Raw genomic sequence first — 24,044 nt, forward strand, 5'->3', positions numbered from 1 at the left:
GCCTGGTCGGTGCTCCCGAGCTGTTACGAGCGCGGAGTCAGGAACCCCACGCGGTCGTACACCTGAGCCAATGTCCGTGAAGCTACCTCCCTGGCCCGATCCGCGCCGTCTGCGAGAATACGGTCCAGTTCGGCAATATCGGACATATACCCATCGACCCGGGCTTTAAGCGGCGTGACGAACTCGGTGAGCACTTCTGCCGTATCCGACTTCAGGTCGCCGTAGCCCTTGCCCTGGTAACTCTCCACGAGAGCGTCCACGGATCGGCCTCCCAGCGCCGACTGAATGACCAGCAAATTGCTCACGCCGGCCTTCTTCTCCGGGTCGAACGCGATCTCGCGCTCGTTGTCGGTGACTGCCGAACGAAGCTTCTTCGCCGACACAGCCGGGTCGTCGAGCATGTTGATGATGCCCGCAGGATTGGAACCGGACTTGCTCATCTTGGCCGTCGGTTCCTGCAAGTCGAAGATCTTGGCAGCGCCCTTGATGATGTGAGCATCCGGCACCACGAACGTCTTCTTGAATCGCGTGTTGAAACGCTGTGCCAGATCTCTCGTCAGTTCGAGGTGTTGACGCTGATCCTCCCCTACCGGAACGAGATTGGGTCGGTAGAGCAGAACGTCGGCTGCCATGAGAACCGGATACGTGAACAACCCGACAGTCGTCTGATCACGTCCCTGCTTGGCGGACTTGTCCTTGAACTGCGTCATGCGGCCGGCTTCACCGAACCCGGTGATGCAATTGAGGACCCACGCGAGCTGAGCGTGCTCGGGCACCTGACTTTGCACGAACAAGGTGGATCGCTTCGGATCGATACCCACAGCCAACAGTTGCGCAGCAGCAATCCGAGTCCGCTGACGCAACACCTTCGGGTCCTGTGGAACGGTGATGGCGTGCAGATCCGGGATGAAGTAGAACGCGTCGTAATCGTCTTGGAGCGCCACCCACTGACGTACTGCCCCCAGGTAGTTGCCGAGGTGGAAAGAATCGGCAGTCGGCTGGATTCCGGACAGGACGCGCTGTCGCGGTCCTTGCGGTGTATCGGTGGTGGCGGGAGCAGACATGGTCACGATCTTTTCATGTAGTGACAACCGGATTTCGCGCAGGTTCTAGCGGTAGCGAACGGTGACCGGGGCGTGGTCGGACCAACGCTGGTCGTATGCTTCGGCGCGTTCGGTGACGGCGTCTTTGGTGCGCTCGGCCAGTGACGGCGTGGCCAACTGGTAGTCGATTCGCCAGCCCGCGTCGTTGTCGAAGGCCTTGCCGCGATACGACCACCAGCTGTACGGGCCCTCGACCTCCGGGTTGAGCTCGCGCACGACGTCGGTCCACGGGGACGTCGGGGCAAGGAGTGCGGCCACCCACTCGCGCTCTTCAGGTAAAAATCCGGATTTCTTCCGGTTGGTCTTCCACGCTTTGATATCGAGTTCGGTGGGCGCGATATTCCAGTCTCCGCACACGACGACATCACGGTCCTCGGCGATCGCGGACGTCGCCGTCTCCGCGAGATATTTCGCGAAGACCGCCATGAAACGTTCCTTTTCATCCTGGCGCTCGGTTCCGACCTCACCGGACGGCAGATACAGACTGGCCACCGTCACATCGGCAAAATCCGCCTCGATGTAGCGGCCGGACTCTGCAAACTCCTCTGCGCCGATCCCAACGCGAACGGCGTCCGGAGCGGTACGCGAGAGAATGGCAACACCATTACGGCCTTTGATCGACGGCTCAGCCGACGCCAGATGCCAGCCGCCGTCCAGTGCCGGGGCCAGCGCCTTGGTCAACTCGCCGTCGTTCGCACGGGTCTCCTGCAGGCAGATCACGTCGGCGTCGGTCGCCTCCAACCACGGGAGCATTCCTTTACGCGTGGCAGCACGAATTCCGTTGACGTTGACTGTGGATACGGTGATAGGCACGTGGGCACCGTATCCGAGCCCAGCGACACTCCACGTCACCGCCACCATCGCTTCACATACCGACGATCTTCGAGAGGTAATTCTCGAGAAACCGCAACGCCAGCTCGTGAAACTACACTCGAACACATGCACAGGATCTTCTCCACGAGCTTTGCGGCCGTGTATCCGCTGTATGTGAAGAAGTTGGAACGCAAGGGGCGCAACAAGGCCGAACTCGATCAGGTGATCGAGTGGCTCACCGGCTTCGACGAAGCCGCGTTGAACGCTCATCTGGCCGCCGAGACGACGTTCGAGGACTTCTTCGCGGACGCGGAGATGAACCTGGTTCTTCGCTGATCACCGGCAAGGTGTGCGGGGTGCGCGTCGAAGAGGTCGAAGATCCACTGATGCAGAAGATTCGTTTCCTCGACAAGTTGGTCGACGAGTTGGCGAAGGGCCGGCCGATGGAGAAGGTTCTACGGGCATAGTTCGGCGCTTCGAAATGTCACCGCACTGCATGGGTTGCGCACTGTCGTCTCGGTTGTTCGATCAGAATTCGACGGGCCTGTGAGTCGGCAAAATTCCATTCGTTCCAACTCCGCTGCGCTCCTACCGCGTTGCCGATCGCACAACTGCGGTACGGCTCGGGAAGTCGGTCGAGTTCTTCGGTGGCGTCGGCGGACAGACGGGAAAGATATGTCGTGTCGATCTTCCCCGTCTGCTCGAAGCGATCCACGTTCTGCCGGGCGATATATGCGTCGGGGTTGATCACTGTCAACGCGAGGACGGCCAGGACGGCACTTCCCACAACCGCGCGGGGTAGCCATCGGCCGGACATCGACACTCCGGTGGCCATCAACAGAACGAACACCGACCCGAGCCACAGTTCCGCAGCGGTGACGAACACCCGCAGCGTCGTGTATCCGTATTGCTGTTCGTACAGGGACATGCGATGAAGTGCCGATCCGACGATCACCAAGGACAGTACACAGAGCACGCCGAGCAGCAGACGCAGTGCAAGTCGGTCGGATCCGGACACGCGGGACGCCTTTCGGATCGTGACCGCGAGCACCAGCAAAGTCAGTACCGTCACCGCGAGAAGCTGCCAGAACCCCTGGCGCGCATATTCGGCGTTCGTCAATCCGCCGGTCGTCCTGACGTGTGCTTGCCCTCCGAACAGGGTTCGGAGCTGAACGAAGACGAACATCGTGAACAGAACGACCAATGATCCCAGCGGAACAGTCCACTCCCACAGCCGGAGCGATCCGGCGCTCGGCCGAGCCAAAGCATCGAATCGGGGCGGATTGGCGACGACGTACGACACCGCGAGAGTCCCCGCTGCAACCAGTGCGAAGAGGAAAATCCGGGCGAACCCGCTGTCGAATCGCACTGTCGGTGTCGCACTGGACAGGACGTCGGCGAACTGCGGGTCGGCTCCGGCGAAAAGACCTGCGAACACGAGGAACAGGACGGCCGTCGTGGCGCCGACGCGAAATACTCGACCAGGCGCAAATCCCCGCATGTCGATTTTGCGCGATCCCCGTGTGCACCAACGCAGTACGCGGGCCGGCACCAGTAAGGGAATCAGTGCACCGAGAGCGACCCCTGTCCACGTCCACGAGCGGGAGAGCACGACCCCGGCGACGAGCACGGCCATTACGACGGCGAGCGTCACGAGCCATTCCGCGGCACGGAGTGCGGCGATCGAACTCAGGGCGACGACTCCAACAGCGCCGACCATCTGCCACCGCGTCGGTGCGCCCTTCGATGCACGTAGTGCCGCGAAGATGATCGCCACGGCAGTGATGGGGTAGCCGATCCCGCGATCACCGAGAACGACCGCACCGATGCACCCGACGACCAGCGCGCCGATCAAGGCATTGCGCGGCGCTGCCGCGTAACGGCGTGCCGGCCAGACTCGGCGTGGCCATAGGGACCAGTTCTGCTTTTTCACAACGACTTCGGGCTGTTCTACGATGATCACGAGTAGACCTCTTTCTGTTGCAGGCATGACAGAGCTCCACGGCACTGGTAAGCCGCGGTGGTGGTGAGCTGATTTCCGTTTCAGTTACAAGGAATGGATACCCGGATATGACATCCGGGACTACGATCGAGCACTTCGATTGTGCCGCCGTGCAATTCGGTCGCCCAGCGGGCGATCGTCAGACCCAGCCCGGTGCCGCCATCGGTGGAACCACCGCGAGTGAACCGGTCGAACACCCTCGACCGTTCTTCGGGTGCGATACCCGGGCCGTCGTCGACCACGTCGAACAGAAGTCGGCCACCGACCTGTCGAACCGAGAGTGCGACGTCCGCTCCGGACGATGCATGCCGAACGGCATTGTCCACCAGGTTGTTCACGACCTGGGTCAGTCGCGCTTTGTCGGCCACGATCGACAGGGTCGGCGGCACCACGTCGATGTGCACGCGGGGTTGCCCCTTCGTCGTGTCCGACAGGAACTCGTACACCCCGAAGAGTTCCGCGTGGAGGGTGAGGACCCCCGCTTCCAACCGCGACAGGTCGAGTAGCTCGGTCACTAGATCACCGAGCTTCTCCGTCTGCCGCAGCGCAACGGACAGGGTTGCCGGTTCGGGTTCACTGACCCCGTCGACCAGGTTCTCCAGTACCGCTCGCAACGCTGCGATAGGGGTCTTCAGCTCGTGCGAGACGTTCCCGATCAGCTCTCGTCGATACTTCTCGGCTGCTTCGAGATCTGTCGACATCGTGTTGAAGGCTGCAGCGAGTTGCCCGATCTCGTCCCGAGAAGTCGCGCGTACCCGTCTCGAATAGTCTCCTCGCGCCATCGCCCCCGCCGCCACGGTCATTTCTCGCAACGGCGAAGTCATCCCGTGTGCCACTACCTGCGTCGCCACCAACGAGATGACAAGTGCTGCCAACAACGCATAGCGAAACTGCCACCCCGCCCCGAACCAGAACGTGATACTTGCCGCCGCCAGCACCAAACCCACGATCAAGGACACCTTCAACTTGAACGAACCCAGCGGATCGAGCGGGCGCGGCAACCTGCGCGTCATCGACACGAAGGCGTCGGTCACGGAGGTCATCGCGGCACCTCCAACGCGTACCCGACGCCGTGCACAGTTCTGATGAGGTCGCCACCGAGCTTGCGTCGCAACGCCTTCACATGGCTGTCGACGGTACGGCTACTCGCCGAGTCCTCCCATCCCCACAATTCCGCCAGCAGCGTGTCACGGCCGACGGCGGTCCGGGGGCGAGAGGCAAGATACGTCAGAATGTCGAATTCGGTTCGTGTCAAATGAATTTCACCGTCGGCGCCCGATACTCGGCGCGCATCGTGATCGATCCGAATGGAACCGATACGGGTGGGAGCGGATTCGTCGACCATCACGCGCTCCGAGCGCCGGACGAGCGCATGAACGCGGGCAACCAGCTCACGCATGCTGAAGGGCTTGGACAAGTAGTCGTCCGCACCGACACCCAAGCCGACCAACATGTCGGTCTCGTCGGACTTCGCGGTAAGCATCAGGACCGGCACCGAACGCTGTGCCTGAATTCGCCGACACACCTCGAGCCCGTCGAAGCCCGGCAGCATCACGTCGAGCACCACCACGTCGGGCCGAGTTCTCGCGCACACCTCGACTGCGGTGGGACCGTCAGCAGCCGTCACGACGTCGAAGCCCTCACCACGCAGGCGCGCGGCAAGCGCGTCGGAGATGGTCGGTTCGTCGTCGACGACCAGGACTGTGCGGTTCATGCCCCTGACCCTAGAGGTCGGCTATGGAGGGGAACGACGGGAAATGTGGAGGTTCGGTGAAGATCGCGCCGCACAGTCACAACCCGCCCGGCGGAGTCTCGGCTAGAGCGCGGCTTTCGCGTCGGACTTCTTCTGCATCATGACCGCAGCAGTCAGCACGACCATGCCACCGAGCGCCAACACACCGCCGACAGCCGCAGGAGCGGTGTATCCGAAGCCGGCAGCGATCACTGCACCACCGACGGCTGCGCCGATCGCGTTGGCAAGGTTGAACGCGGCATGGTTGAGCGAGGCGGCGAGAGTCTGTGCATCGGCTGCGACGTCCATGAGTCGGGTCTGCAAACCAGGCACCATCGACGAACCGGATGCGCCGATCAGAAACACGAACAGCAAGGCCGTGTACGGGTTCTGCGCCGCGAACACGAAACCGAACAAACTCAGGGCGATCGCGGTCATCGAGATGTACATCCCCCGAATCAGCATGCGGTCCGCGATATGGCCACCCGCATAGTTGCCTGCGACCATGCCGAGCCCGTAAATCATCAGCGCAACGGGAACGAAAACCTTCGACAGGCCCGAGACGTCGGTGAGAGTGGTTGCGATGTAGGTGTACACGGCGAACATCCCGCCGAAACCGACGACGGCGATGATCAGTGTCATCCACACTTGCGGACGACCCAAGGCACCGAGCTCGGTTATCGCCCGCGTGGTGGGCATTCCGTTCAGGCGTGGCATCCACGCAACGATCGCAGCGACGGTCAAGGCACCGATGACCGTGACGATGCCGAAGGCGCTGCGCCATCCGAAGGACTGCCCGACCCACGTGGCCACCGGCACCCCGACGACGTTGGCGATCGACAGACCCATCATGACCATGGCCACCGCTTTGGCGCGTTTGCCCGGCTCCGCCAGGTGCGCGGCGACCAACGCCGCGACACCGAAATAGGCGCCGTGCGGAAGGCCTGCAACGAAACGCGACGCCATCAACTCGTAGAAACTCGGCGCGAAGACCGTGCCGAGATTGCCGAGGGTGAATGCGACCATCAAGGCGAGCAGCAACACCCGGCGAGGTACGCGTGCTGCCAGTATTGCGATGACGGGGGCGCCGATGACCACTCCGAGTGCGTAGGCCGAGATGAGATGTCCGGCGCTCGGCTCGGAGACGTTCATGGTCGTTGCCATTTCGGGTAACAGACCCATGGACACGAACTCGGTGGTGCCGATGCCGAAGCCGCCGATGGACAGGGCAAGCATCGCGAGCCGTCGACGAGTGGACAATGTTCTGCGATCGTCACTCGGACCGTTCGACACCCGCCCGCGCACAGCGCTGACGTTCTTGGCGAACGCGGAATCGGTGACAGTCACAGCAGAACAACCTTTTCATCGAGATGGGAGTCGGATCGGCGTCGAACATAAAGAAGAAGACGCCCCCGGTAGGGAACGTCCCCCTCTGCGATTCTCATCCCGCGTGCACTCTATTTCCGAGTCCATGCCCGGTGATTGTCCTCACCCGAGCAGGTGCTCAGCTGTGCAACTGAACTATTTCAGGGCCCTCTGCAGGTTTTCGTCGAGTGCGCCGAGGAACTCTTCGGTGGAGAGATAGCCCTGATCTCCCCCGACGAGCGCGGCTAGGTCCTTGGTCATCTGGCCACCTTCGACGGTCTTGACGACGACGTCTTCCAATGCCTGAGCGAAGCCGATGACCTCGGGAGTGCTGTCGAGCTTGCCGCGGTGCTCGAGACCGCGAGTCCACGCGAATATCGATGCGATCGGGTTGGTCGAGGTCGGCTTGCCTTGCTGGTGCTGACGAAAATGGCGAGTCACCGTGCCGTGTGCGGCCTCTGCTTCACACGTCCTACCGTCCGGCGTGAGCAGAACCGACGTCATGAGGCCGAGCGAACCGAAGCCCTGCGCGACGGTGTCCGACTGGACGTCGCCGTCGTAGTTCTTGCAGGCCCATACGTATCCGCCCTCCCACTTCATGGACGACGCGACCATGTCGTCGATGAGGCGGTGCTCGTACGTCAGTCCGGCAGCGTCGAACTCCGCCTTGAATTCCTTTTCGTAAATATCCTGGAAGGTGTCCTTGAATTGGCCGTCGTAGGCCTTGAGGATCGTGTTCTTGGTCGACAAGTACACCGGGTAGTTCTGCTGCAAACCGTAATTCAGCGACGCACGGGCGAAATCGATGATCGACTGATTGAAGTTGTACTGACCTTGCACGACGCCGCCGAGACTCTCCTCGGTGAACCTGACCAACTCGTGCTGGATCGGCTCACTGCCGTCCTCGGGCATATAGGTGATGGTCACGGTGCCGGGTCCGGGGACCTTGAAGTCGACGGCGCGGTACTGGTCACCGAAGGCGTGACGGCCGATGATGATCGGCTTGGTCCAGCCCGGAACCAGACGCGGAACGTTGGAGATGATGATCGGTGCCCGGAAGATGGTGCCACCCAGAATATTGCGAATGGTCCCGTTCGGCGAACGCCACATCTTCTTCAGGCCGAATTCCTCGACGCGAGCCTCGTCCGGAGTGATCGTCGCGCATTTGACGCCGACGCCGTGCTTCTTGATTGCGTTCGCGGCATCGACGGTGACCTGGTCATCCGTCTTGTCCCTGGATTCGATTCCCAAGTCGTAATACTCGAGATCGACGTCGAGGTACGGATGGATGAGCTTGTTCTTGATGAACTGCCAGATGATGCGTGTCATCTCATCGCCGTCGAGTTCGACGACCTTGCCTTCGACCTTGATCTTGGACATGTGGGGTTCGCGTCCTCCTGGGAAGTATGCCGTTTTCGTCTTCCGAAGCTGTCAGTGTTGCCGCAGAACCGACGTTGTGGGTCGATCAGCGGTCCCACCCGTAGTACGCCTCTTCCATGCTGGGCCGAGTGCGTGTACTCGACTCGAACGTATACGCCGCGCGCGTAGTGCGGTGAGCGTGCGAGGAAACAAGACAAGCGTACTGCTTGACCGCTCCGGCACGGCTGGTACCCCTATCAGGGAAGCTCTGAACGCCCACCACTGTGCTCCCTGGTCACAGCCCGATCGGCATCCACACCGGTGTCGCTATTCCACGTGTCGGAGGACACGCTAGGATCTGCGAAGGTCATGAGTGCCAGCGTCAAAGCCCCGGCTTGCTGGCCGGCAACCCTCCAACCGCGGTGGGGTGCCCCGGGTGAGAAGACCTGGTTAGTCGACTGCGTTCGCGTAGTCGGAGAACAAGCGCGGGTTCGCCCAGGGGCGAACCCAACAACCGAGCACAGCCATGCTCGGTTGCAAGCCCCTAGGAGGTTCACGATGTGTTGTCGCTTCGATACGCCCCGCCCGGTTCGCTACGCCGAGCCCCAGCCGAATCGCACTCTTGAACCGAAAACGGAGTAGTTACCCACCATGAGCGAGAACACGCCCGACGTCGTAGATGCCGCCGGCTCACCCATCGAAGATCCCGCCGCGTCGTGGAGCTTCGAAACCAAGCAAATCCACGTAGGCCAGAACGCTGACGGCGTTACACGCGCACGCGCGCTACCGATCTACCAGACGACGTCGTACACCTTCGACAGCACCGACCACGCTGCCGCGCTCTTCGGACTGACCGAGCCCGGCAACATCTACACCCGCATCATGAACCCGACGCAGGATGCCGTGGAGCAGCGCATCGCAGCGCTGGAGGGTGGCGTCGCGGCACTGCTCTTGGCCTCCGGACAAGCTGCCGAGACTCTTGCAATTCTGAACATCGCCGAAGCAGGCGATCACATAGTCTCCAGCCCGCGCTTGTACGGCGGGACGTACAACCTTTTTCATTACACGTTGCGGAAACTGGGTATCACCGTCAGCTTCGTCTCCGATCCGGACGATCTCGAGCAATGGCGCTCCGCGATCACGCCGAAGACGAAGGCGTTCTACGGCGAAACGATCTCGAACCCGAAGAACGACATCTTCGACATTCCCGGAGTGTCGAAGATCGCGCACGAGAACGGCCTTCCACTCATCGTCGACAACACTGTCGCGACGCCGTATCTCATCCAGCCGCTGAAGCACGGCGCCGACATCGTCGTCCATTCGGCCACCAAGTACCTCGGTGGCCACGGCACGGCTATCGCAGGCGTCATAGTCGACGGTGGCACATTCGACTGGACCCAAGGGCGCCACACCAACTTCACCACTCCCGACCCGAGCTATCACGGCGTGGTGTTTGCGGACCTCGGTGCACCGGCCTTCGCCCTCAAGGCTCGGGTCCAACTGCTTCGCGACATCGGAGCCGCAGTCGCACCGTTCAACGCATTCTTGATCAGCCAGGGACTCGAGACGCTGAGCCTTCGGATGGAACGCCACGTCGAAAACGCTCAGAAGGTAGCAGCCTTCGTCGAGGCTCGTAGCGAGGTCGTGAGCGTCAATTACGCAGGCCTGAAGTCCTCCCCGTGGTTCGCACGTGGCCAGGAATTGGCACCGAAGGGGCAGGGCGCAATTGTCGCTTTCGAACTGAAGGGCGGCATCGACGCCGGCAAGAAGTTCGTCGACGCACTGAGCCTGCACAGCCATGTCGCTAACATCGGTGATGTGCGCTCACTCGTGATTCATCCCGCATCGACAACTCACTCGCAGTTGTCACCCGAGGAGCAGATCGCGGCGGGCGTCACTCCGGGACTGGTGCGCCTCGCGGTGGGCATCGAAGGGATCGACGACATCGTCGCTGATCTCGAGCGCGGATTCGCTGCGGCGGCGTCTTGACCATCGGCTCAGTGCACGACGTCCGTTCGGCCGCAGGTTTTCCTGCGCCGGACGGACGGCTCGGCTACATCGACATCGGTCGGCTGGACCTCGAGAACGGCGCGTCACTGCCACAGGTGACCATCGCCGTTCAACGCTGGGGTGAGCTGTCCCCGAATCGCGACAACGTGGTGCTCGTCGAGCATGCATTGACCGGGGACTCGCATGTGTCCGGACCTGCCGGAGGTGCTCATGCCTTGCCCGGGTGGTGGAACGGGATGGTCGGACCCGGTGCTCCGATCGACACGGACGAGTGGTGTGTCATCGCCTCCAACGTGCTCGGTGGTTGCGGTGGGACAACCGGACCGTCTTCGCTGAATTCGAGCGGAGTCCCGTACGGCAGTGCCTTTCCGGAGATCTCGATCCGCGACCAAGTGTCCGCGGAGATAGCTCTCGCCGATGTACTCGGCATCGAAAGGTGCGCAGCCGTGGTCGGCGGCTCGATGGGAGGCATGCGCACCCTCGAGTGGATAGTCGGATACCCGGACCGCGTCGCGTCAGCTCTGGTGCTCGCGGTCGGAGGTCGCGCAACTGCCGACCAAATCGGTACGCAGACAACTCAGATCGAGGCGATCAAGTCCGATCCTGACTGGCAGGGCGGCAACTATCACGGAACCGGCCGGGCCCCACGGGTCGGACTGGGCATAGCGCGCCGGATCGCACACTTGACCTACCGAACCGAGAGCGAGCTCGACCTGAGATTCGCCAACTCCGGCCAAGGTGAAGAAGATCCGTGGCAGGGCGGACGGTACTCGGTCGAAAGCTACCTACAGCACCAAGCGAGCAAGCTGGTCGACCGTTTCGACGCGAGTACCTACGTATTGTTGACCGAAGCCATGAACCGGCACGACATCGGACGTGGGCGTGGCGGATTCGACGCGGCCTTGGCCATGGCAACCGTCCCGACGATCGTCGGCGGCGTCGACTCCGATCGACTCTATCCGTTGCGGCTACAGAAGGAACTCGCTCGCGGCCTCCCGGAATGCCGCGGCCTCGAGGTCATTCAGTCACGTGATGGCCACGACGGATTTCTGACCGAAGCCAGCGCAGTATCCGCACTGCTCGGCGAGACGATGAAGCATGCGCGCGTGTCGACGGGTCGCACCAGCTGAGTATTCGACCGGTCGAATACTCAGTCGGTGCCGAGCGGATCGATCGACGCCGACAGCAACACGATCGCTCCCCCGACCAGCGCCATAGCCGAGACGTCGAAGGTCCTGCTTCGGACCTGCAGTAGGCCGACGCGATTCTCCGGCAAGCACAACCGGAAGCCTGCGGCCGCTATCATCGCCACACCTAATACGAAGGCACCTCGGCGCCACCGATCCGCAAGAACGAGAACGAGCGCCGCCGCAATGATCACGAGCACGATGACGAACGGCAGGTTCTTGCGAATCTGGGACCACATCGAAGGTCAGACCGCTTCTGTGGTGGTTGCGAGAGCCTGCTCGGCCCGCTCGACCACGTTCGAAAGTAGGAACGCTCTCGTCAACGGCCCGACTCCACCCGGGTTGGGTGAGAGAAAACCGGCGACTTCGGCCACCTCGGGCGCAACGTCCCCGCGCAGTCCCTCATCCGTTCGAGTAACCCCGACGTCGAGCACTGCGGCACCGGGCTTGATCATGTCCGCGGTGACGATCCCGGGAACACCCGCGGCCGCAATGACGATGTCGGCGCGGCGAACCTCCGCGGCCAAGTCTTTGGTCCCGGTGTGGCACAGGGTGACGGTGGAGTTCTCGCTCTTGCGAGTGAGCAGCAGACCGATAGGACGGCCAACCGTCACCCCTCGACCGATGACGACAGCATGGGCCCCGTCGAGCGCGACGTCGTAGCGTCGGAGGAGGTGGACGATCCCACGTGGGGTGCAAGGCAACGCCGCTTGCTTGCCGAGGACGAGTCGGCCGAGGTTGATCGGGTGCAGTCCATCGGCGTCCTTGGATGGATCGATTCGTTCGAGCGCAGCGTTCTCGTCGAGATGCTTCGGAAGTGGAAGCTGCACGATGTAACCGGTGCACTCGGGATTGGCATTGAGCTCGTCGATCACGGCGTCGAGCTCCGCCTGTGAGATGTCTGCAGGCAGATCACGTCGAATCGAGGTGATACCGACCTTGGCGCAGTCGTTGTGTTTGCCGCGGACGTACGCCGCCGAGCCGGGGTCATCGCCCACCAGCACCGTGCCGAGTCCGGGAACGATCCCGTGTTCTCGTAGCTTTGTCACTCGCTGAGTGAGATCGACGAAGATCTCGTCTCGAGTTGCTTTGCCGTCCAGAATCTTCGCAGTCACGATTGCTATTGTTCCAGGTGCCGGCAGGTGGAGCGGACGCCGGTCCGCAAGTAGTCAGCCCTCGACCGAAAGCCCGTGCGCCTGGGCGTAGGCGACCGCCTGTGTCAACTCGATCCGGGCACCGGTCACCGTCGCAGACATCCAGAGGTGTGCGTCGATCCGGGCCCCGCGAAGATCGGCTTCTTGCATCTTGGCGCCTACGGTTCTTGCGCCGCTGAGATCCACCGAACGCAATATCGCCTTGCGCAGGTCGGTGTTCACCAAGTTCGCCTCGACCATGCGGCAGTCGGTCAAGTCCATCCCGCGCATGTCAGCTCCCCCCATTCCTACCAACGTGAAGTCGACCTCGTCGAAAGTCGACGGGCGCATCCGACAATCGACGAACGTCGAGCCGATCATGGTCGAGTGACGGAAGACGCTGTGTTGCAGGTTGGTCCGCGCGAAGGTGCAGGAGCGAAAAGCCGCGTTGACATGGACCGATTCGGTCAGATCCGTGCCGGTGAAGTCACATTCCGTGAAGACCACCGCGGTGGTCTTCACGCCGCTCAGGTCGGCGTCTCGAAAGTTGCACGCCACGTACTCACGGTCGTCCCATTGCTGTTGGTCGAGTCTCGCGTCGGAGTAGTCCTCGCCGATAATCTGTTTCTCGTGCACCTCTGCCATTGTTCCCGGTACCGCTGATGGCAGAGTAAGCCGGGTGTTTCGCCTCATGTTCTTTCAGCCGCGTATCCCTCAGAACACCGGGAACGCGATCCGACTCGTCGCCGGCACCGGATGTGAACTGCACCTGGTCGGTCCGCTGGGCTTCGACATGTCCGAGCCCAAACTCAAGCGCGCCGGACTGGACTACCACGATCTGGCCTCGGTGACCGTCCACGAGAACCTGCATGCCGCCTGGGAGGCATTGGCGCCGGAACGGGTGTTCGCCTATACCGCGCATGCGAGCAAGTTTCACGCGGCCGTGTCGTACCTACCGGGTGATGTGTTGCTGTTCGGTCCCGAACCGACCGGTCTTCCCGAGGAAGTGCTCGGCGATCCGCTGGTCACCGAACAGTTGCGTATTCCGATGATCGAGGGTCGACGATCGCTCAACCTTGCCAACGCGGCAGCTGTCGTCATGTACGAGGCATGGCGCCAACACGGATTCGCCGGGAGCGTGTGACGGTCACGTCGGTTCTGCGTCTTCGACATCATTCCCCTGACTCGACCCTCTGGTTCGACCCTCTCGGTGGTGCCGCGGCAAACGATCCTGACGATGACGTAGACGATCGGAGCACTCACTGTGAGAGTTCCCAAGCACGTAAATGGCCCCGCTGAGGGCCACCAGCGAGTCTCTCCCGGTGTCGACAAGCGAATTCCATCCAGCGACGATTCCGTCCCAGAAGTTGTTCGGCCACGGTGAGGGTGCGAGGTCCTCGGTACTGAATTGGACCGTGACAGTGGACAAATCCATTGCTCCAGAGGCCGTGAACGTCGAATCCGACGCCGGAACCTGCCCTTCCCCACTGCTCCCACTGCACCCGGCGAGGGGAACGAACAACCCGACCAAAGCGACGAGCAGAGTGCGCTTCGTCGAAGGATCGTAAGGCAACTCCCCGACAGCGAACGAGGCCCGCAAAGGCGTGCCGAATTGTTACACGGTGTAGGGATAATTCACTGATGACCGCAGGCCAGAACCGGGGTACGGTGTGCCGCACCGACCCATTTCGTTTCCTTGAAGGAGCCCCTGTTGTTCTCCGCTTTTTCTTCGCTCGTCCGCTCGGCATCGTTCACCTCGACATCACAGGGCCTTTCACGGTCGGCTAGTCGATTGTCCCGTACCGCAGCAGTTCTCGCGGTTTCCAGCGGCTTCGTCGCTGCCGGATTCGCCGGAGCCGGCGTCGCAAATGCAGCTCCGGTGACGTGCGTATCTCCACCGTCGGCCAATCAAATCCTCGTCGACGGAACCGCGAGCTGTGGGGCAACGGCCGCGGAAGGATCGCGTTCGACCGCCACGGCAGCAGATAGTGGAACGGCCGTCAGTGTCGCCGAAACCGGTGGCACCTCGAACACCTACGCGACGGGATTCGGAACGGCCCTCGGCGCGTCACGCGCGGGCGGCACATCTTACGCGGGCGCAATCGGCGGCGGCATCGCACATTCCTGGGCAGACGCAGGTTCGACCACCATCGCGATCGCCGGTTGGGGTTCCGGCGCAACCGCCGAAGCTGCAGGCGTCGACTGCGTCGGGCCACTGTCTCTCGCGTTGAACCTCGCCTCGGGACAGTTCTGCATCCTCGGAAGTTGACCCTTGGCGCGCCTCGTGTACACGCACGAGGCGCGTTCGGGCCGACCCAATCTACGACGAAAGGTAGTAACTCCTTCTCCAGCGGTTTATGATTATTGTCACTTCCATCGTCAGGAGGATCAGTGACCGCTGTAGAGCCCAGACCTACCCCCACTGTGGAAGCGGTGCGGCCTTTCCCACCTCGAATGGGACCGAAAGGTTCGTTCATTCACAAGGCGGTGACGACGACAGATCCCAAGGTGTTGGGGATCATGTACATCGCGACTTCCATCTCGTTCTTCCTCATCGGCGGCTTGATGGCGTTGCTCATTCGCGCCGAGCTGGCGTTACCGGGCTTGCAGTTTCTCTCGACGGAGCAGTACAACCAGCTGTTCACCATGCACGGCACGATCATGCTGTTGCTGTACGCGACGCCGATCGTGTTCGGCTTCGCCAACTACATCCTGCCGCTGCAGATCGGTGCGCCGGACGTGGCGTTCCCGCGGTTGAACGCATTCTCGTATTGGCTCTACCTGTTCGGCGCAATAGTCGCTACCTCCGGTTTCGTCACCCCCGGTGGTGCAGCGGACTTCGGTTGGACCGCGTACACCCCGCTCTCCAGCGCGGTGTACTCACCAGGTGTCGGTGCAGACCTGTGGATCATGGGTCTCGCGATTGCCGGTCTCGGCACCATTCTCGGCGCGGTCAACATGATCACGACGGTCATCTGCTTGCGAGCACCTGGTATGACGATGTTCCGGATGCCCATTTTCACGTGGAACATCCTGGTCACCAGCATCCTGATTCTTCTTGCTTTCCCGCTGTTGACGGCCGCGCTGTTGGGGGTGGCGGCCGATCGACATCTCGGTGCGCATCTGTTCGATCCGGCGACCGGTGGAGTGTTGTTGTGGCAGCACTTGTTCTGGTTCTTCGGCCACCCCGAGGTGTACATCATCGCGTTGCCGTTCTTCGGGATCGTGTCCGAGGTGTTCCCGGTCTTCTCCCGTAAGCCGATGTTCGGATACACCACCTTGATCTACGCAACGATCGCCATCGGTGCCCTCTCGGTGGCGGTGTGGGCCCACCACATGTACGCCACAGGTGCGGTGCTGTTGCCGTTCTTCTCCTTCATGACCTTCCTGATCGCGATACCCACCGGTGTGAAGATCTTCAACTGGATCGGCACGATGTGGCGAGGTCAGGTCACACTGGAAACCCCGATGCTCTTCGCCATCGGCTTCTTGATCACCTTCCTCTTCGGCGGCCTCTCCGGTGTCCTGCTCGCCAGCCCGCCGATCGACTTCCACGTCACCGACACCTATTTCCTGGTGGCGCACTTCCACTACGTGGTCTTCGGCACGGTGGTTTTCGCGACGTTCTCCGGCATCTACTTCTGGTTCCCGAAGATGACGGGTCGGATGATGGACGAGAGGTTGGGCAAGTGGCACTTCTGGCTCACGTTCCTCGGCTTCCACGGCACCTTCCTGGTCCAGCACTGGCTCGGCGCCGAGGGCATGCCGCGTCGTTACGCCGACTATCTCTCTTCCGATGGATTCACCACGCTGAACATCATCTCCACCATCAGCGCGTTCGTACTCGGCGCTTCGACACTGCCGTTCGTGTGGAACGTCTTCAAGTCCTATCGCTACGGCGAGGTCGTCACTGTGGACGACCCATGGGGCTACGGCAACTCGCTGGAATGGGCCACATCATGCCCACCGCCGCGGCACAACTTCACGGAACTTCCGCGAATCCGTTCCGAGCGTCCGGCGTTCGAACTCCACTACCCCCACATGGTGGAGCGCATGCGCGCCGAGGCTCATGTCGGCCCGGGCAGTCATGGCGATCAGACCACCGAAGTTCTCGAAAAGGCCCGCCGCGCACCTATCGCAACGGGCGAGGACGAGCACTCGGGGGACTGACCTCCGAGGAGAGTTGCTCTCAGACAGTTCTCAGCACTGGAAGTAATACTTCAGCGATGTCGAATTCACTGCCTACGGCATCGTCTGTTCGGCGATGGCGCTTCGGGGTCGGCAATTGAATTTCTCGCTCCACAGCCGGATCCGGGTTCTCATCATCAGTCTGGCAGCACTCGCGGTTGCCGTGAGCGCACTGGCCATCTACCTGGTCACCGAACAAGCATTGCGCTCCCAGGTGGCCGATCGAGTGTCTCGAAATGCCGACGCGCTCATCGCAAGTGCCACGTCCGGAGTTCCCTCGACCTTCTTCGGGTTCGGAGTCGGCACGACCGACGGGCCAGCGATCAAAGTTGCGTTGGTGACCTCGGACGGCGAACTCGTGACCTTCACCGCAGAATCTCGGCCGTTCACCAACACCGACGGCACTCTCGATGCCGCCGAAGAGTCGGTCGCAACCGGCTCGACCGACCAATCGCTCCGCGAGGTGCGCGGGTACATGCTGTCGGCCAAGAGGACCGTATCGGGCGAAACGGTCATGGTGGCAGAGTCGTTACAGTCCAATGCGCCGTTACTCGGCAAGTTGACGCTTGCGCTTGTCGCGATCGGGACCCTTCTCATCGTCTTGGCCGGGATCGCCGGAACAGCAGTAGCTCGGACCGGACTGCGTCCGGTCAAACGCTTGCGCAACGCCACCGAACGGGTAGCTCGCACCGGTGATTTGCAACCGATCGCCGTTACCGGTGACGACGAGCTTGCATCACTGGCGACGAGCTTCAACGACATGCTGGCTGCCCTTGCCCAATCCGGTGCGCGCCAAAACCGTCTGATTACCGACGCGGCAGAGGAACTGATGGGCCCGTTGCATACGCTTCGGGGAAAGATCGATGTCCTGATGGCCCTCGACGGACACGATGGACCGGCCCTGTCCCCTGCCGAGCAGGATGAGTTGCGTACCGGAGTCATGTCGGACATGGACGTCATCATCCGATTGGTACACGACCTGGTGGATCAGGCGCGCGACATCCCCGAGTCAGCGAGCGCGTGATCGAAGGCGTGGATCTAGCCGATGCAGTTCGACGTCGTGCAAAATCCCGTCGCTGATTTCGGCTGTCAGATAGGTGCAGAACGGCTGCTTGCGTCTGTCGGTAGGTGAACCAGGGTTGAGCAGCCGCACACCGGTGTCCGTCACGGTATCCCACGGAATATGACTGTGTCCGAACACCAGAACATCGATGCTCGGGTACTTCGCTGCCATCCGCTGTTCGCGTCCGGCTGAGCTGCCCGTCTCATGAACGACGGCAATCCGAACCCCGTCCAACGTGACTCGTGCGCATTCGGGCATCCGGGCACGGAGATCGTCACCATCATTGTTGCCCCAGCATGCGATCAACCTCTTCGACCTGGCAGAAATCTCCTCGAACACGGTCAGATCGACCCAGTCGCCAGCATGAATCACCACATCGGCGTCGTCGATGGCCGTCCACACTTGCTCCGGCAACACCCGAGCCCGAGTGGGGACATGGGTGTCCGCGAGCAGAAGCAGTTTCACATCTCACCGAATGCAGGTGCGGTCATCGCGTCAGATTATCCCGCCCGGTCTCTAACGAAAGTCCCGGGATTTCGACATCACCCGTAGGTCCATGAGCTGCAGATGATCGGCCACCACCGTCGCAGCACCTTCGGCGTTCTGGACTTTCCCGCGGATGAGCAATGCCGGAGCCGTCAGCGCCAACTTCCGGTACTTGGCCCACAATCCCACCGAGCACACCACGTTGACCATCCCCGTTTCGTCTTCGAGATTGACGAACGTGACCCCCGCAGCCGTAGCCGGTCGCTGCCGATGCGTCACGGCACCACCGACCAGGACCCGGTCCCCGTCGGGAACCTGCAGTAGACGATTCGCCGTAATCACCCCCAGCGCATCCAGCTGTTCACGAAAAAATTGAGTCGGGTACGAATCGGGTGAAACTCCAGTAGCCCAGACGTCCGCCGAGGCCATATCGAGATCGCTCATCCCAGGCAATACCGGCGCTCGAGTGGATGCCCCGAGCCCGGGAAGTAGATGCGCCCTCTCCCCTGCTGCTGCACCTGCCGCCCAGAGCGCTTCCCGGCGAGTGATCTCGAAACACCCCAATGCTCCTGCGGTAGCAAGTGATTCAGCTTGTGTAGTGGACAGTTCGACTCGTCCCGTGAGATCGAGGAACGATACGAACGGACCGCCTGCTGTGCGTGCGTCGACGATGCGTTCGGCAAGATCCTGCCCGATGTACTTCACGTCAGCGAGTCCCATACGAATCTCGAGACCCTCGGCAGTGAGATCCGCATACCACGAACTGGCATTGACGTCCGGGCCGTGCACACGCACTCCATGCCGTCGAGCGTCCGCCACCAGAGACTGCGGTGAGTAGAATCCCATCGGCTGTGCACGCAACAGACCTGCGCAGAACGCGGCAGGATGGTGAAGCTTGAACCACGACGAATAGAAGACCAGCGAGGCGAAGCTCTGTGAATGGCTTTCGGGGAAACCGAAATTGGCGAATGCAGAAAGCTTCTCGTAGATTCGATCGGCCGCGTCACCGGTGATGCCGTGCAGGTCTCGCATTCCATCGTAGAAGCGATCACGTAGCAGGTTCATCTTCTCCGGCGAACGCTTCGACCCCATCGCACGACGAAGTTGATCGGCGTCGGCAGCGCTGAATCCAGCCACATCGATGGCCATCTGCATCAATTGTTCCTGAAAGAGTGGCACTCCGAGCGTGCGGTCGAGAGCCTTCTTCAACGACGGATGATCGAATGTGACGGGTTCGATTCCGTTGCGGCGCTTGATATACGGGTGAACGGATCCACCCTGGATCGGACCCGGTCGAATGAGTGCGACCTCGACCACCAGGTCGTAGAACTCACTCGGCTTCAACCGCGGCAACGTCGCCATCTGGGCTCGGGATTCCACTTGGAACACACCGATCGAATCGGCCCGCTGCAGCATGTCGTAGACGGCTTTCTCACTCAAATCGATGTCCGCGAGGTCGATGCGTTGCCCTTTGTGCTCGACGAGAAGATCGATCATGTAGTGCAATGCCGACAACATACCGAGACCGAGCATGTCGAATTTCACCAAACCTACTGCAGCACAATCATCTTTGTCCCATTGCAATACACTACGATTGGCCATCGTCGCCCATTCGACAGGGCAGACATCGGCAATAGGGCGATCGCAGATCACCATTCCGCCCGAGTGGATACCCAGATGACGGGGGAAGCCTTCGATCTGCTGGGCAAGTTCGAGAACAGGCTTCGGAATGCCACTGTCTGCCTGATCTCCGACGCCCGACCACCGGGTGACCTGTTTGCTCCAGGCATCCTGTTGCCCCTGCGAGAACCCGAGCGCACGTGCCATGTCACGTACCGCGGACTTACCTCGGTACGTGATCACGTTCGCCACCTGCGCCGCGTACGCGCGCCCGTACTTCTCGTACACGTGCTGAATGGCTTGCTCGCGCCGGTCGGACTCGATGTCGACATCGATATCCGGAGGTCCGTCTCGTTCCGGAGCAAGGAAACGCTCGAAAAGAAGTTTGTTCGCCACCGGATCGACGTTCGTAATTCCGATGGCGTAACAGACAGCCGAGTTCGCTGCCGAACCTCTTCCTTGACAGAGAATGTCGTGTGTCTTACAAAAGTCCACGATGTCGTGCACCACGAGGAAATAACCAGGGAAGTTCAACCGCTCGATGATGTCGAGTTCGTATTCGAGCTGCGAGTAGGCGGCCGGGTGCGCACTGGGTGTGCCGTATCTGCGCGCAGCACCGTCGAGCGTAAGGGCACGTAGATAGCTGGCTTCGGTGTGGCCGGCAGGCACGTCGAACGGCGGTAGTTGTGGGGCGATCAGGTGCAGATCGAAAGCACACTCTCGACCCAGTTCGACGGCACCACGAACCGCACCGGGATGATGCTCGAACAATCGAGCCATCTCCGCGCCGGATCGCAGATACGTACCTCCCGTGGGCGCCAACCACCCCGCGGCGTCGTCCAGACTGCTGCGTGCACGTACCGCTGCCATCGCCATGGCCAAACGCCCGCTCCGCGGAGTCGCATAGTGCGCCGCAGTCGTAGCAACGATCGGAAGACCGAATCTCCGTGCCAATTCGGCGAGCGCATCGTTGCGCTCGTCGTCTTCAGGGATGCCGTGATGAGTCAGTTCCACGGTCACTCGGCCGGCACCGAATCTCTCGATCAGATCCGCCAGAGCCGCACCTGCTGCCTCGACGCCACCGGCATCCAACGCCCGTCGAACATGCCCTTTTCGACATCCGGTGAGAATCTGCCAATGGCCACCTGCAGCCTCGGACAGGGCGTCGAAATCGTAACGGGGCTTTCCTTTGACTCCCCCGGCAAGGTGAGCTGCGGCAATTTCACGCGACAGCCGTCGGTACCCCTCTTGCCCACGTGCGAGAACCAGCAGATGAGTACCCTCCGGATCCAATTCACCTGTCCTCGACATCGTCGTGTCCAACGACAACTCGGCGCCGAAAATGGTCTTGATGCCCAGCGCCTTTGCTGCCTCGGCGAAGCGCACGACACCATAGAAGCCATCGTGGTCGGTGATGGCGACGGCTTCGAGCCCGAGCCGTACTGCTTCTTCGACCATCTCCTCCGGTTGGCTGGCGCCGTCCAGAAAGCTGAAAGCCGAATGCGCATGTAGCTCCGCGTACGCCGTCGTCGTCGTAGGTTTCGATATCGTCTTCTCGTACGCCGCCCGTTTGCGTGACCACGCTGGACTGTCACCACCGTCCCCGACGATGTCCACGACTTTCGGATGTGAGGGACGGCCGGACAACACCCGTTCCATTTCCGACCACGTCGGCGGACCGTCGTTCCATCCCATACCGACACCTCACTTTCGTTCGAACGTATGTTCCATTAGACCTCGTGGGTACGACACAAATCAATCTGCCTCGAGGGGCAGTTAGGCTCGCCGTGACATACAGCAGCCGAAAGAGCCGGAGAAGAATGTGAATCGTTGGGCCTCGTTCGTCGTCTCCCACAAGCGTTGGGTGCTCTCCATCGCGGTGGTGGTCGTAGCCCTGAGCGGAATATGGGGACTCGGCGTCTTCGGCAAGCTCAGCGAGGGCGGGTTCATCGACCCCGGTAGTGAAGCTGCGGAGGTTTCGGAGCTCGTCGCAGGATTGGGGCAGCAAACCCCCGATATCGTCGCCATCTACACCGCGCCCGAAGGCAAGAGCATCGACGACATCGCCCCGGACGTCACCTCGGTACTCGACGCCTTCCAGAACAAGTACGCAGTCGCGAACGTCACCTCCTACTGGACAGCCGATACCGGGACGAAGCAATTCCTGGTCTCGAAAGACCGAACGAAGGCACTCGCGACGGTCACTCTCGGCCCCGACTCCGGCATCACCTTCGCCACGTTCGGAGAGATCCCACCGCAGCTCGAGGTACCGGGCGTCACCTCCCAGTTCGCCGGTGGCTCCGTGGTCGGGGTCTCCTTCAGCCAAACGCTCCAGGAAGATCTGGTTCGCTCGGAAGCCATCGCCATCCCCATCACGCTCGTTCTGCTGATCGTGATCTTCGGTGGCGTCGTAGCGGCCGCCGTCCCGGTCTTCGTCGGCATCCTGAGTGTCCTGAGTGCGTTGGCAATCCTGCGTACCCTTACCTCGTTCACGGAAGTCAGCTCGTTCTCCATCAACGTCGCATCACTTCTGGGTCTCGGGCTCGCCATCGACTACGGGCTGTTCATCGTCAGTCGATATCGAGAAGAAATGCGCGACGGTGCAACACCGGCCGATGCAGCGATTCGTACAGTTCTGACGGCAGGCAGAACGATCGTCTTCTCGGGTTTGCTGCTGATCTGCGCCTTTGCCGGCATGCTCGTCTTCCCACAACCGGTGATCAAGTCGCTCGGTTTCGGGGCCATGGCCGCTGTAGCCAGCGCCGCAATCCTGTCGTTGACAGCGGTGCCCGCATTGCTGGCGATCCTCGGACCACGCATCAATTCTCTGACGTGGAGCAGGACCGCGTCCGATCGAGGTGAGGCGCGCGCCCAGAAGTTCTGGGGCGGCGTCGTGACCCGAGTGATGCGCAAGCCAGGCATTGTAGCGGCAGTGATCATCGCCGGACTTCTCGTACTGTCGGCTCCGATACTGAAGGTCACACTCGGCGAGGTCGACTACACCGCGCTCCCCAAGGACGATCCCGCTCGCGTCGCCGTCGAGACCCTCGGCACCGAGTTCCAATCTTCGGGTGAGAGCGCAACGGTCGTACTCCGGGGCCTCGATGGAGCCAAACCCCAGGGCGCGCCGATAGCCGACATCACCCGTCGAGCAGAATCCGTCGACGGCATCGCTCGAGTGTCGTTCATCGGATCCACAGACGATATCGTCGCTCTGGAAGCAATCTTCAGTGAACCGAGCGACGGTCGTACCGAAGCCGATGCAGCCAGTGCTGCGGTGGCAGGGCTGCGCGCGATGACGCCACCGGATGGAACCGAGTTGCTCGTCGGTGGCGCACGGGCACTCGTCGACGACGGCAATGCGGCGATCGCCGCATGGCTTCCGGTCATGATTGCGATCATGGTCGTCTCGACGCTCATCTTGCTCTTCCTGGCATTCGGATCGATCGTGTTGCCGATCAAAGCCGTCCTCATGGCGGGACTCAGCCTGGGGGCAACATTCGGAGTTCTCACCTGGGTATTCCAGGAAGGACACGGCGCCGATCTTCTCGGGGTGACGCCCGCGCCACTGGAGGCGACCTTCGTGGTCCTCATCCTCGCTGTGGTCTTCGGCCTGTCGACCGACTACGAAGTGTTCTTGATGTCGCGCATGGTCGAGGCGCGCGCAGGCGGGGCTTCGACGGAGGAGGCGGTCGTCATCGGCGCCCAGCGCACCGGAAGAATCGTGACAGCGGCCGCACTCATCCTCATCATCGTCACCGGCGCGTTCACCATCTCCGAATTGTCGATCATGCGGTTCCTGGGGTTCGGTATGATTCTCGCGCTCATCGTCGATGCCACGATCATCCGCATGCTGCTAGTCCCCTCGCTGGTGAAGTTGATGGGTGAGGCGAACTGGTGGGCTCCGGCGTGGATGAAGAAGGTGCACGAGAAGGTGGGTATCGGTCACTGAGCGCCGCCGGTCACCCTGGTGGGTTCTACCG

At 61.6% G+C, this 24,044-nt stretch carries 20 protein-coding genes, 1 pseudogene and 1 riboswitch; of the genes and pseudogenes, 9 read left to right on the top strand and 12 right to left on the bottom strand.

The window, feature by feature from the left end; all coding sequences use genetic code 11:
• Positions 1-23: 23 nt before the first annotated feature.
• Positions 24-1,064 carry a tryptophan--tRNA ligase gene (gene trpS, locus E5720_RS03620; protein WP_136169511.1) on the bottom strand — a complete coding sequence of 347 codons (1,041 nt, stop codon included), beginning with the start codon at positions 1,062-1,064 and terminating at the stop codon, positions 24-26.
• Positions 1,065-1,109: 45 nt separating this feature from the next.
• Positions 1,110-1,916 (bottom strand): exodeoxyribonuclease III, encoded by an 807-nt coding sequence (locus tag E5720_RS03625; protein ID WP_210729953.1) that lies wholly within the window; start codon positions 1,914-1,916, stop codon positions 1,110-1,112.
• 126 nt (positions 1,917-2,042) lie between these two features.
• On the opposite strand from E5720_RS03625, the pseudogene E5720_RS03630 reads away from it, so the two are divergent.
• A pseudogene (locus E5720_RS03630) lies at positions 2,043-2,383 on the top strand (DUF2200 domain-containing protein).
• A gap of 17 nt (positions 2,384-2,400) precedes the next feature.
• Here E5720_RS03630 and E5720_RS03635 read toward each other — a convergent pair.
• The 5 genes from E5720_RS03635 to E5720_RS03655 all read right to left on the bottom strand — a co-directional run bounded on the left by E5720_RS03635 (position 2,401) and on the right by E5720_RS03655 (position 8,395).
• Positions 2,401-3,906 (bottom strand): DUF4173 domain-containing protein, encoded by a 1,506-nt coding sequence (locus E5720_RS03635; RefSeq protein WP_136169513.1) that lies wholly within the window; start codon positions 3,904-3,906, stop codon positions 2,401-2,403.
• 53 nt (positions 3,907-3,959) lie between these two features.
• A complete protein-coding gene (locus E5720_RS03640; RefSeq protein WP_168708271.1) occupies positions 3,960-4,961 on the bottom strand; it encodes a HAMP domain-containing sensor histidine kinase in 1,002 nt (333 codons plus the stop codon).
• Positions 4,958-5,632 carry a response regulator transcription factor gene (locus tag E5720_RS03645; RefSeq protein WP_136169514.1) on the bottom strand — a complete coding sequence of 225 codons (675 nt, stop codon included), beginning with the start codon at positions 5,630-5,632 and terminating at the stop codon, positions 4,958-4,960. Before E5720_RS03645 ends, E5720_RS03640 begins: the two co-directional genes overlap by 4 nt.
• 102 nt (positions 5,633-5,734) lie before the next feature.
• Positions 5,735-6,886 carry an MFS transporter gene (locus E5720_RS03650; protein WP_136172425.1) on the bottom strand — a complete coding sequence of 384 codons (1,152 nt, stop codon included), beginning with the start codon at positions 6,884-6,886 and terminating at the stop codon, positions 5,735-5,737.
• Between the two features lie 285 nt (positions 6,887-7,171).
• The gene (locus E5720_RS03655; protein WP_136169515.1) at positions 7,172-8,395 is read right to left on the bottom strand and encodes an NADP-dependent isocitrate dehydrogenase; all 1,224 of its coding nucleotides are present in this window, start codon (positions 8,393-8,395) and stop codon (positions 7,172-7,174) included.
• A 344-nt stretch (positions 8,396-8,739) separates the two neighbouring features.
• A riboswitch (SAM riboswitch) is annotated at positions 8,740-8,866 on the top strand.
• Positions 8,867-9,025: 159 nt separating this feature from the next.
• Here E5720_RS03655 and E5720_RS03660 point away from each other — a divergent pair.
• The gene (locus tag E5720_RS03660; protein WP_136169516.1) at positions 9,026-10,363 is read left to right on the top strand and encodes a bifunctional o-acetylhomoserine/o-acetylserine sulfhydrylase; all 1,338 of its coding nucleotides are present in this window, start codon (positions 9,026-9,028) and stop codon (positions 10,361-10,363) included.
• 11 nt (positions 10,364-10,374) lie between these two features.
• Positions 10,375-11,514 carry a homoserine O-acetyltransferase gene (locus tag E5720_RS03665; protein ID WP_247596151.1) on the top strand — a complete coding sequence of 380 codons (1,140 nt, stop codon included), beginning with the start codon at positions 10,375-10,377 and terminating at the stop codon, positions 11,512-11,514.
• A 20-nt stretch (positions 11,515-11,534) separates the two neighbouring features.
• Here the strand turns inward: E5720_RS03665 and E5720_RS03670 are convergent, their stop codons facing one another.
• The 3 genes from E5720_RS03670 to E5720_RS03680 are packed head-to-tail and all read right to left on the bottom strand — an operon-like array spanning position 11,535 to position 13,349.
• Complete coding sequence (locus E5720_RS03670; protein ID WP_136169518.1) at positions 11,535-11,810, bottom strand: DUF3017 domain-containing protein; 276 nt, start codon at positions 11,808-11,810, stop codon at positions 11,535-11,537.
• A gap of 6 nt (positions 11,811-11,816) precedes the next feature.
• Complete coding sequence (locus E5720_RS03675; protein WP_210729954.1) at positions 11,817-12,686, bottom strand: bifunctional methylenetetrahydrofolate dehydrogenase/methenyltetrahydrofolate cyclohydrolase; 870 nt, start codon at positions 12,684-12,686, stop codon at positions 11,817-11,819.
• 54 nt (positions 12,687-12,740) lie between these two features.
• Positions 12,741-13,349 (bottom strand): pentapeptide repeat-containing protein, encoded by a 609-nt coding sequence (locus E5720_RS03680; protein ID WP_136169520.1) that lies wholly within the window; start codon positions 13,347-13,349, stop codon positions 12,741-12,743.
• Between the two features lie 34 nt (positions 13,350-13,383).
• Between E5720_RS03680 and E5720_RS03685 the strand changes: the two genes are divergently transcribed.
• The 5 genes from E5720_RS03685 (at position 13,384) to E5720_RS03705 (ending at position 17,916) form a co-directional block, all read left to right on the top strand.
• A complete protein-coding gene (locus tag E5720_RS03685) occupies positions 13,384-13,848 on the top strand; it encodes a tRNA (cytidine(34)-2'-O)-methyltransferase (RefSeq protein WP_210729955.1) in 465 nt (154 codons plus the stop codon).
• 178 nt (positions 13,849-14,026) lie between these two features.
• Positions 14,027-14,272, top strand: a complete 246-nt coding sequence (locus E5720_RS03690; RefSeq protein ID WP_136169521.1) for a hypothetical protein — start codon at positions 14,027-14,029, stop codon at positions 14,270-14,272.
• 224 nt (positions 14,273-14,496) lie between these two features.
• Positions 14,497-14,973 (top strand): DUF6764 family protein, encoded by a 477-nt coding sequence (locus E5720_RS03695; protein ID WP_136169522.1) that lies wholly within the window; start codon positions 14,497-14,499, stop codon positions 14,971-14,973.
• A 122-nt stretch (positions 14,974-15,095) separates the two neighbouring features.
• Complete coding sequence (ctaD, locus tag E5720_RS03700) at positions 15,096-16,874, top strand: cytochrome c oxidase subunit I (protein WP_136169523.1); 1,779 nt, start codon at positions 15,096-15,098, stop codon at positions 16,872-16,874.
• Positions 16,875-16,989: 115 nt separating this feature from the next.
• Positions 16,990-17,916, top strand: coding sequence for a HAMP domain-containing protein (locus tag E5720_RS03705; protein ID WP_247596152.1), 927 nt, complete (start codon positions 16,990-16,992; stop codon positions 17,914-17,916).
• On the opposite strand, the gene E5720_RS03710 is transcribed toward E5720_RS03705, so the two are convergent.
• Together E5720_RS03710 and E5720_RS03715 are read right to left on the bottom strand one after the other, a co-directional pair.
• A complete protein-coding gene (locus E5720_RS03710; protein ID WP_136169525.1) occupies positions 17,902-18,420 on the bottom strand; it encodes a metallophosphoesterase in 519 nt (172 codons plus the stop codon). The two genes, E5720_RS03705 and E5720_RS03710, sit on opposite strands and share 15 nt — an antisense overlap.
• 51 nt (positions 18,421-18,471) lie before the next feature.
• The gene (locus E5720_RS03715) at positions 18,472-21,756 is read right to left on the bottom strand and encodes an error-prone DNA polymerase (protein ID WP_136169526.1); all 3,285 of its coding nucleotides are present in this window, start codon (positions 21,754-21,756) and stop codon (positions 18,472-18,474) included.
• A gap of 127 nt (positions 21,757-21,883) precedes the next feature.
• Here E5720_RS03715 and E5720_RS03720 point away from each other — a divergent pair, with 127 nt between their 5' ends.
• Positions 21,884-24,013: an MMPL family transporter gene (locus E5720_RS03720; protein WP_168708272.1), complete on the top strand. Its 2,130-nt coding sequence runs from the start codon at positions 21,884-21,886 to the stop codon at positions 24,011-24,013.
• Positions 24,014-24,044: the final 31 nt, after the last annotated feature.

The organism is Rhodococcus sp. PAMC28707 (genome assembly GCF_004795915.1).
Classification (GTDB): domain Bacteria; phylum Actinomycetota; class Actinomycetes; order Mycobacteriales; family Mycobacteriaceae; genus Rhodococcoides.

Bases quoted from the DNA above. Each gene is read 5' to 3' on its own strand.
- E5720_RS03670 (WP_136169518.1), bottom strand. From the start codon at position 11,810: ATGTGGTCCCAGATTCGCAAGAACCTGCCGTTCGTCATCGTGCTCGTG.
- E5720_RS03655 (WP_136169515.1), bottom strand. From the start codon at position 8,395: ATGTCCAAGATCAAGGTCGAAGGCAAGGTCGTCGAACTCGACGGCGAT.
- E5720_RS03680 (WP_136169520.1), bottom strand. From the start codon at position 13,349: ATGGCAGAGGTGCACGAGAAACAGATTATCGGCGAGGACTACTCCGAC.
- E5720_RS03635 (WP_136169513.1), bottom strand. From the start codon at position 3,906: ATGCCTGCAACAGAAAGAGGTCTACTCGTGATCATCGTAGAACAGCCC.
- trpS (WP_136169511.1), bottom strand. From the start codon at position 1,064: ATGTCTGCTCCCGCCACCACCGATACACCGCAAGGACCGCGACAGCGC.
- E5720_RS03660 (WP_136169516.1), top strand. From the start codon at position 9,026: ATGAGCGAGAACACGCCCGACGTCGTAGATGCCGCCGGCTCACCCATC.
- E5720_RS03640 (WP_168708271.1), bottom strand. From the start codon at position 4,961: ATGACCTCCGTGACCGACGCCTTCGTGTCGATGACGCGCAGGTTGCCG.
- E5720_RS03650 (WP_136172425.1), bottom strand. From the start codon at position 6,886: ATGCTTGCCCTGTCCATCGGCGGCTTCGGCATCGGCACCACCGAGTTC.
- E5720_RS03645 (WP_136169514.1), bottom strand. From the start codon at position 5,632: ATGAACCGCACAGTCCTGGTCGTCGACGACGAACCGACCATCTCCGAC.
- E5720_RS03715 (WP_136169526.1), bottom strand. From the start codon at position 21,756: ATGGGATGGAACGACGGTCCGCCGACGTGGTCGGAAATGGAACGGGTG.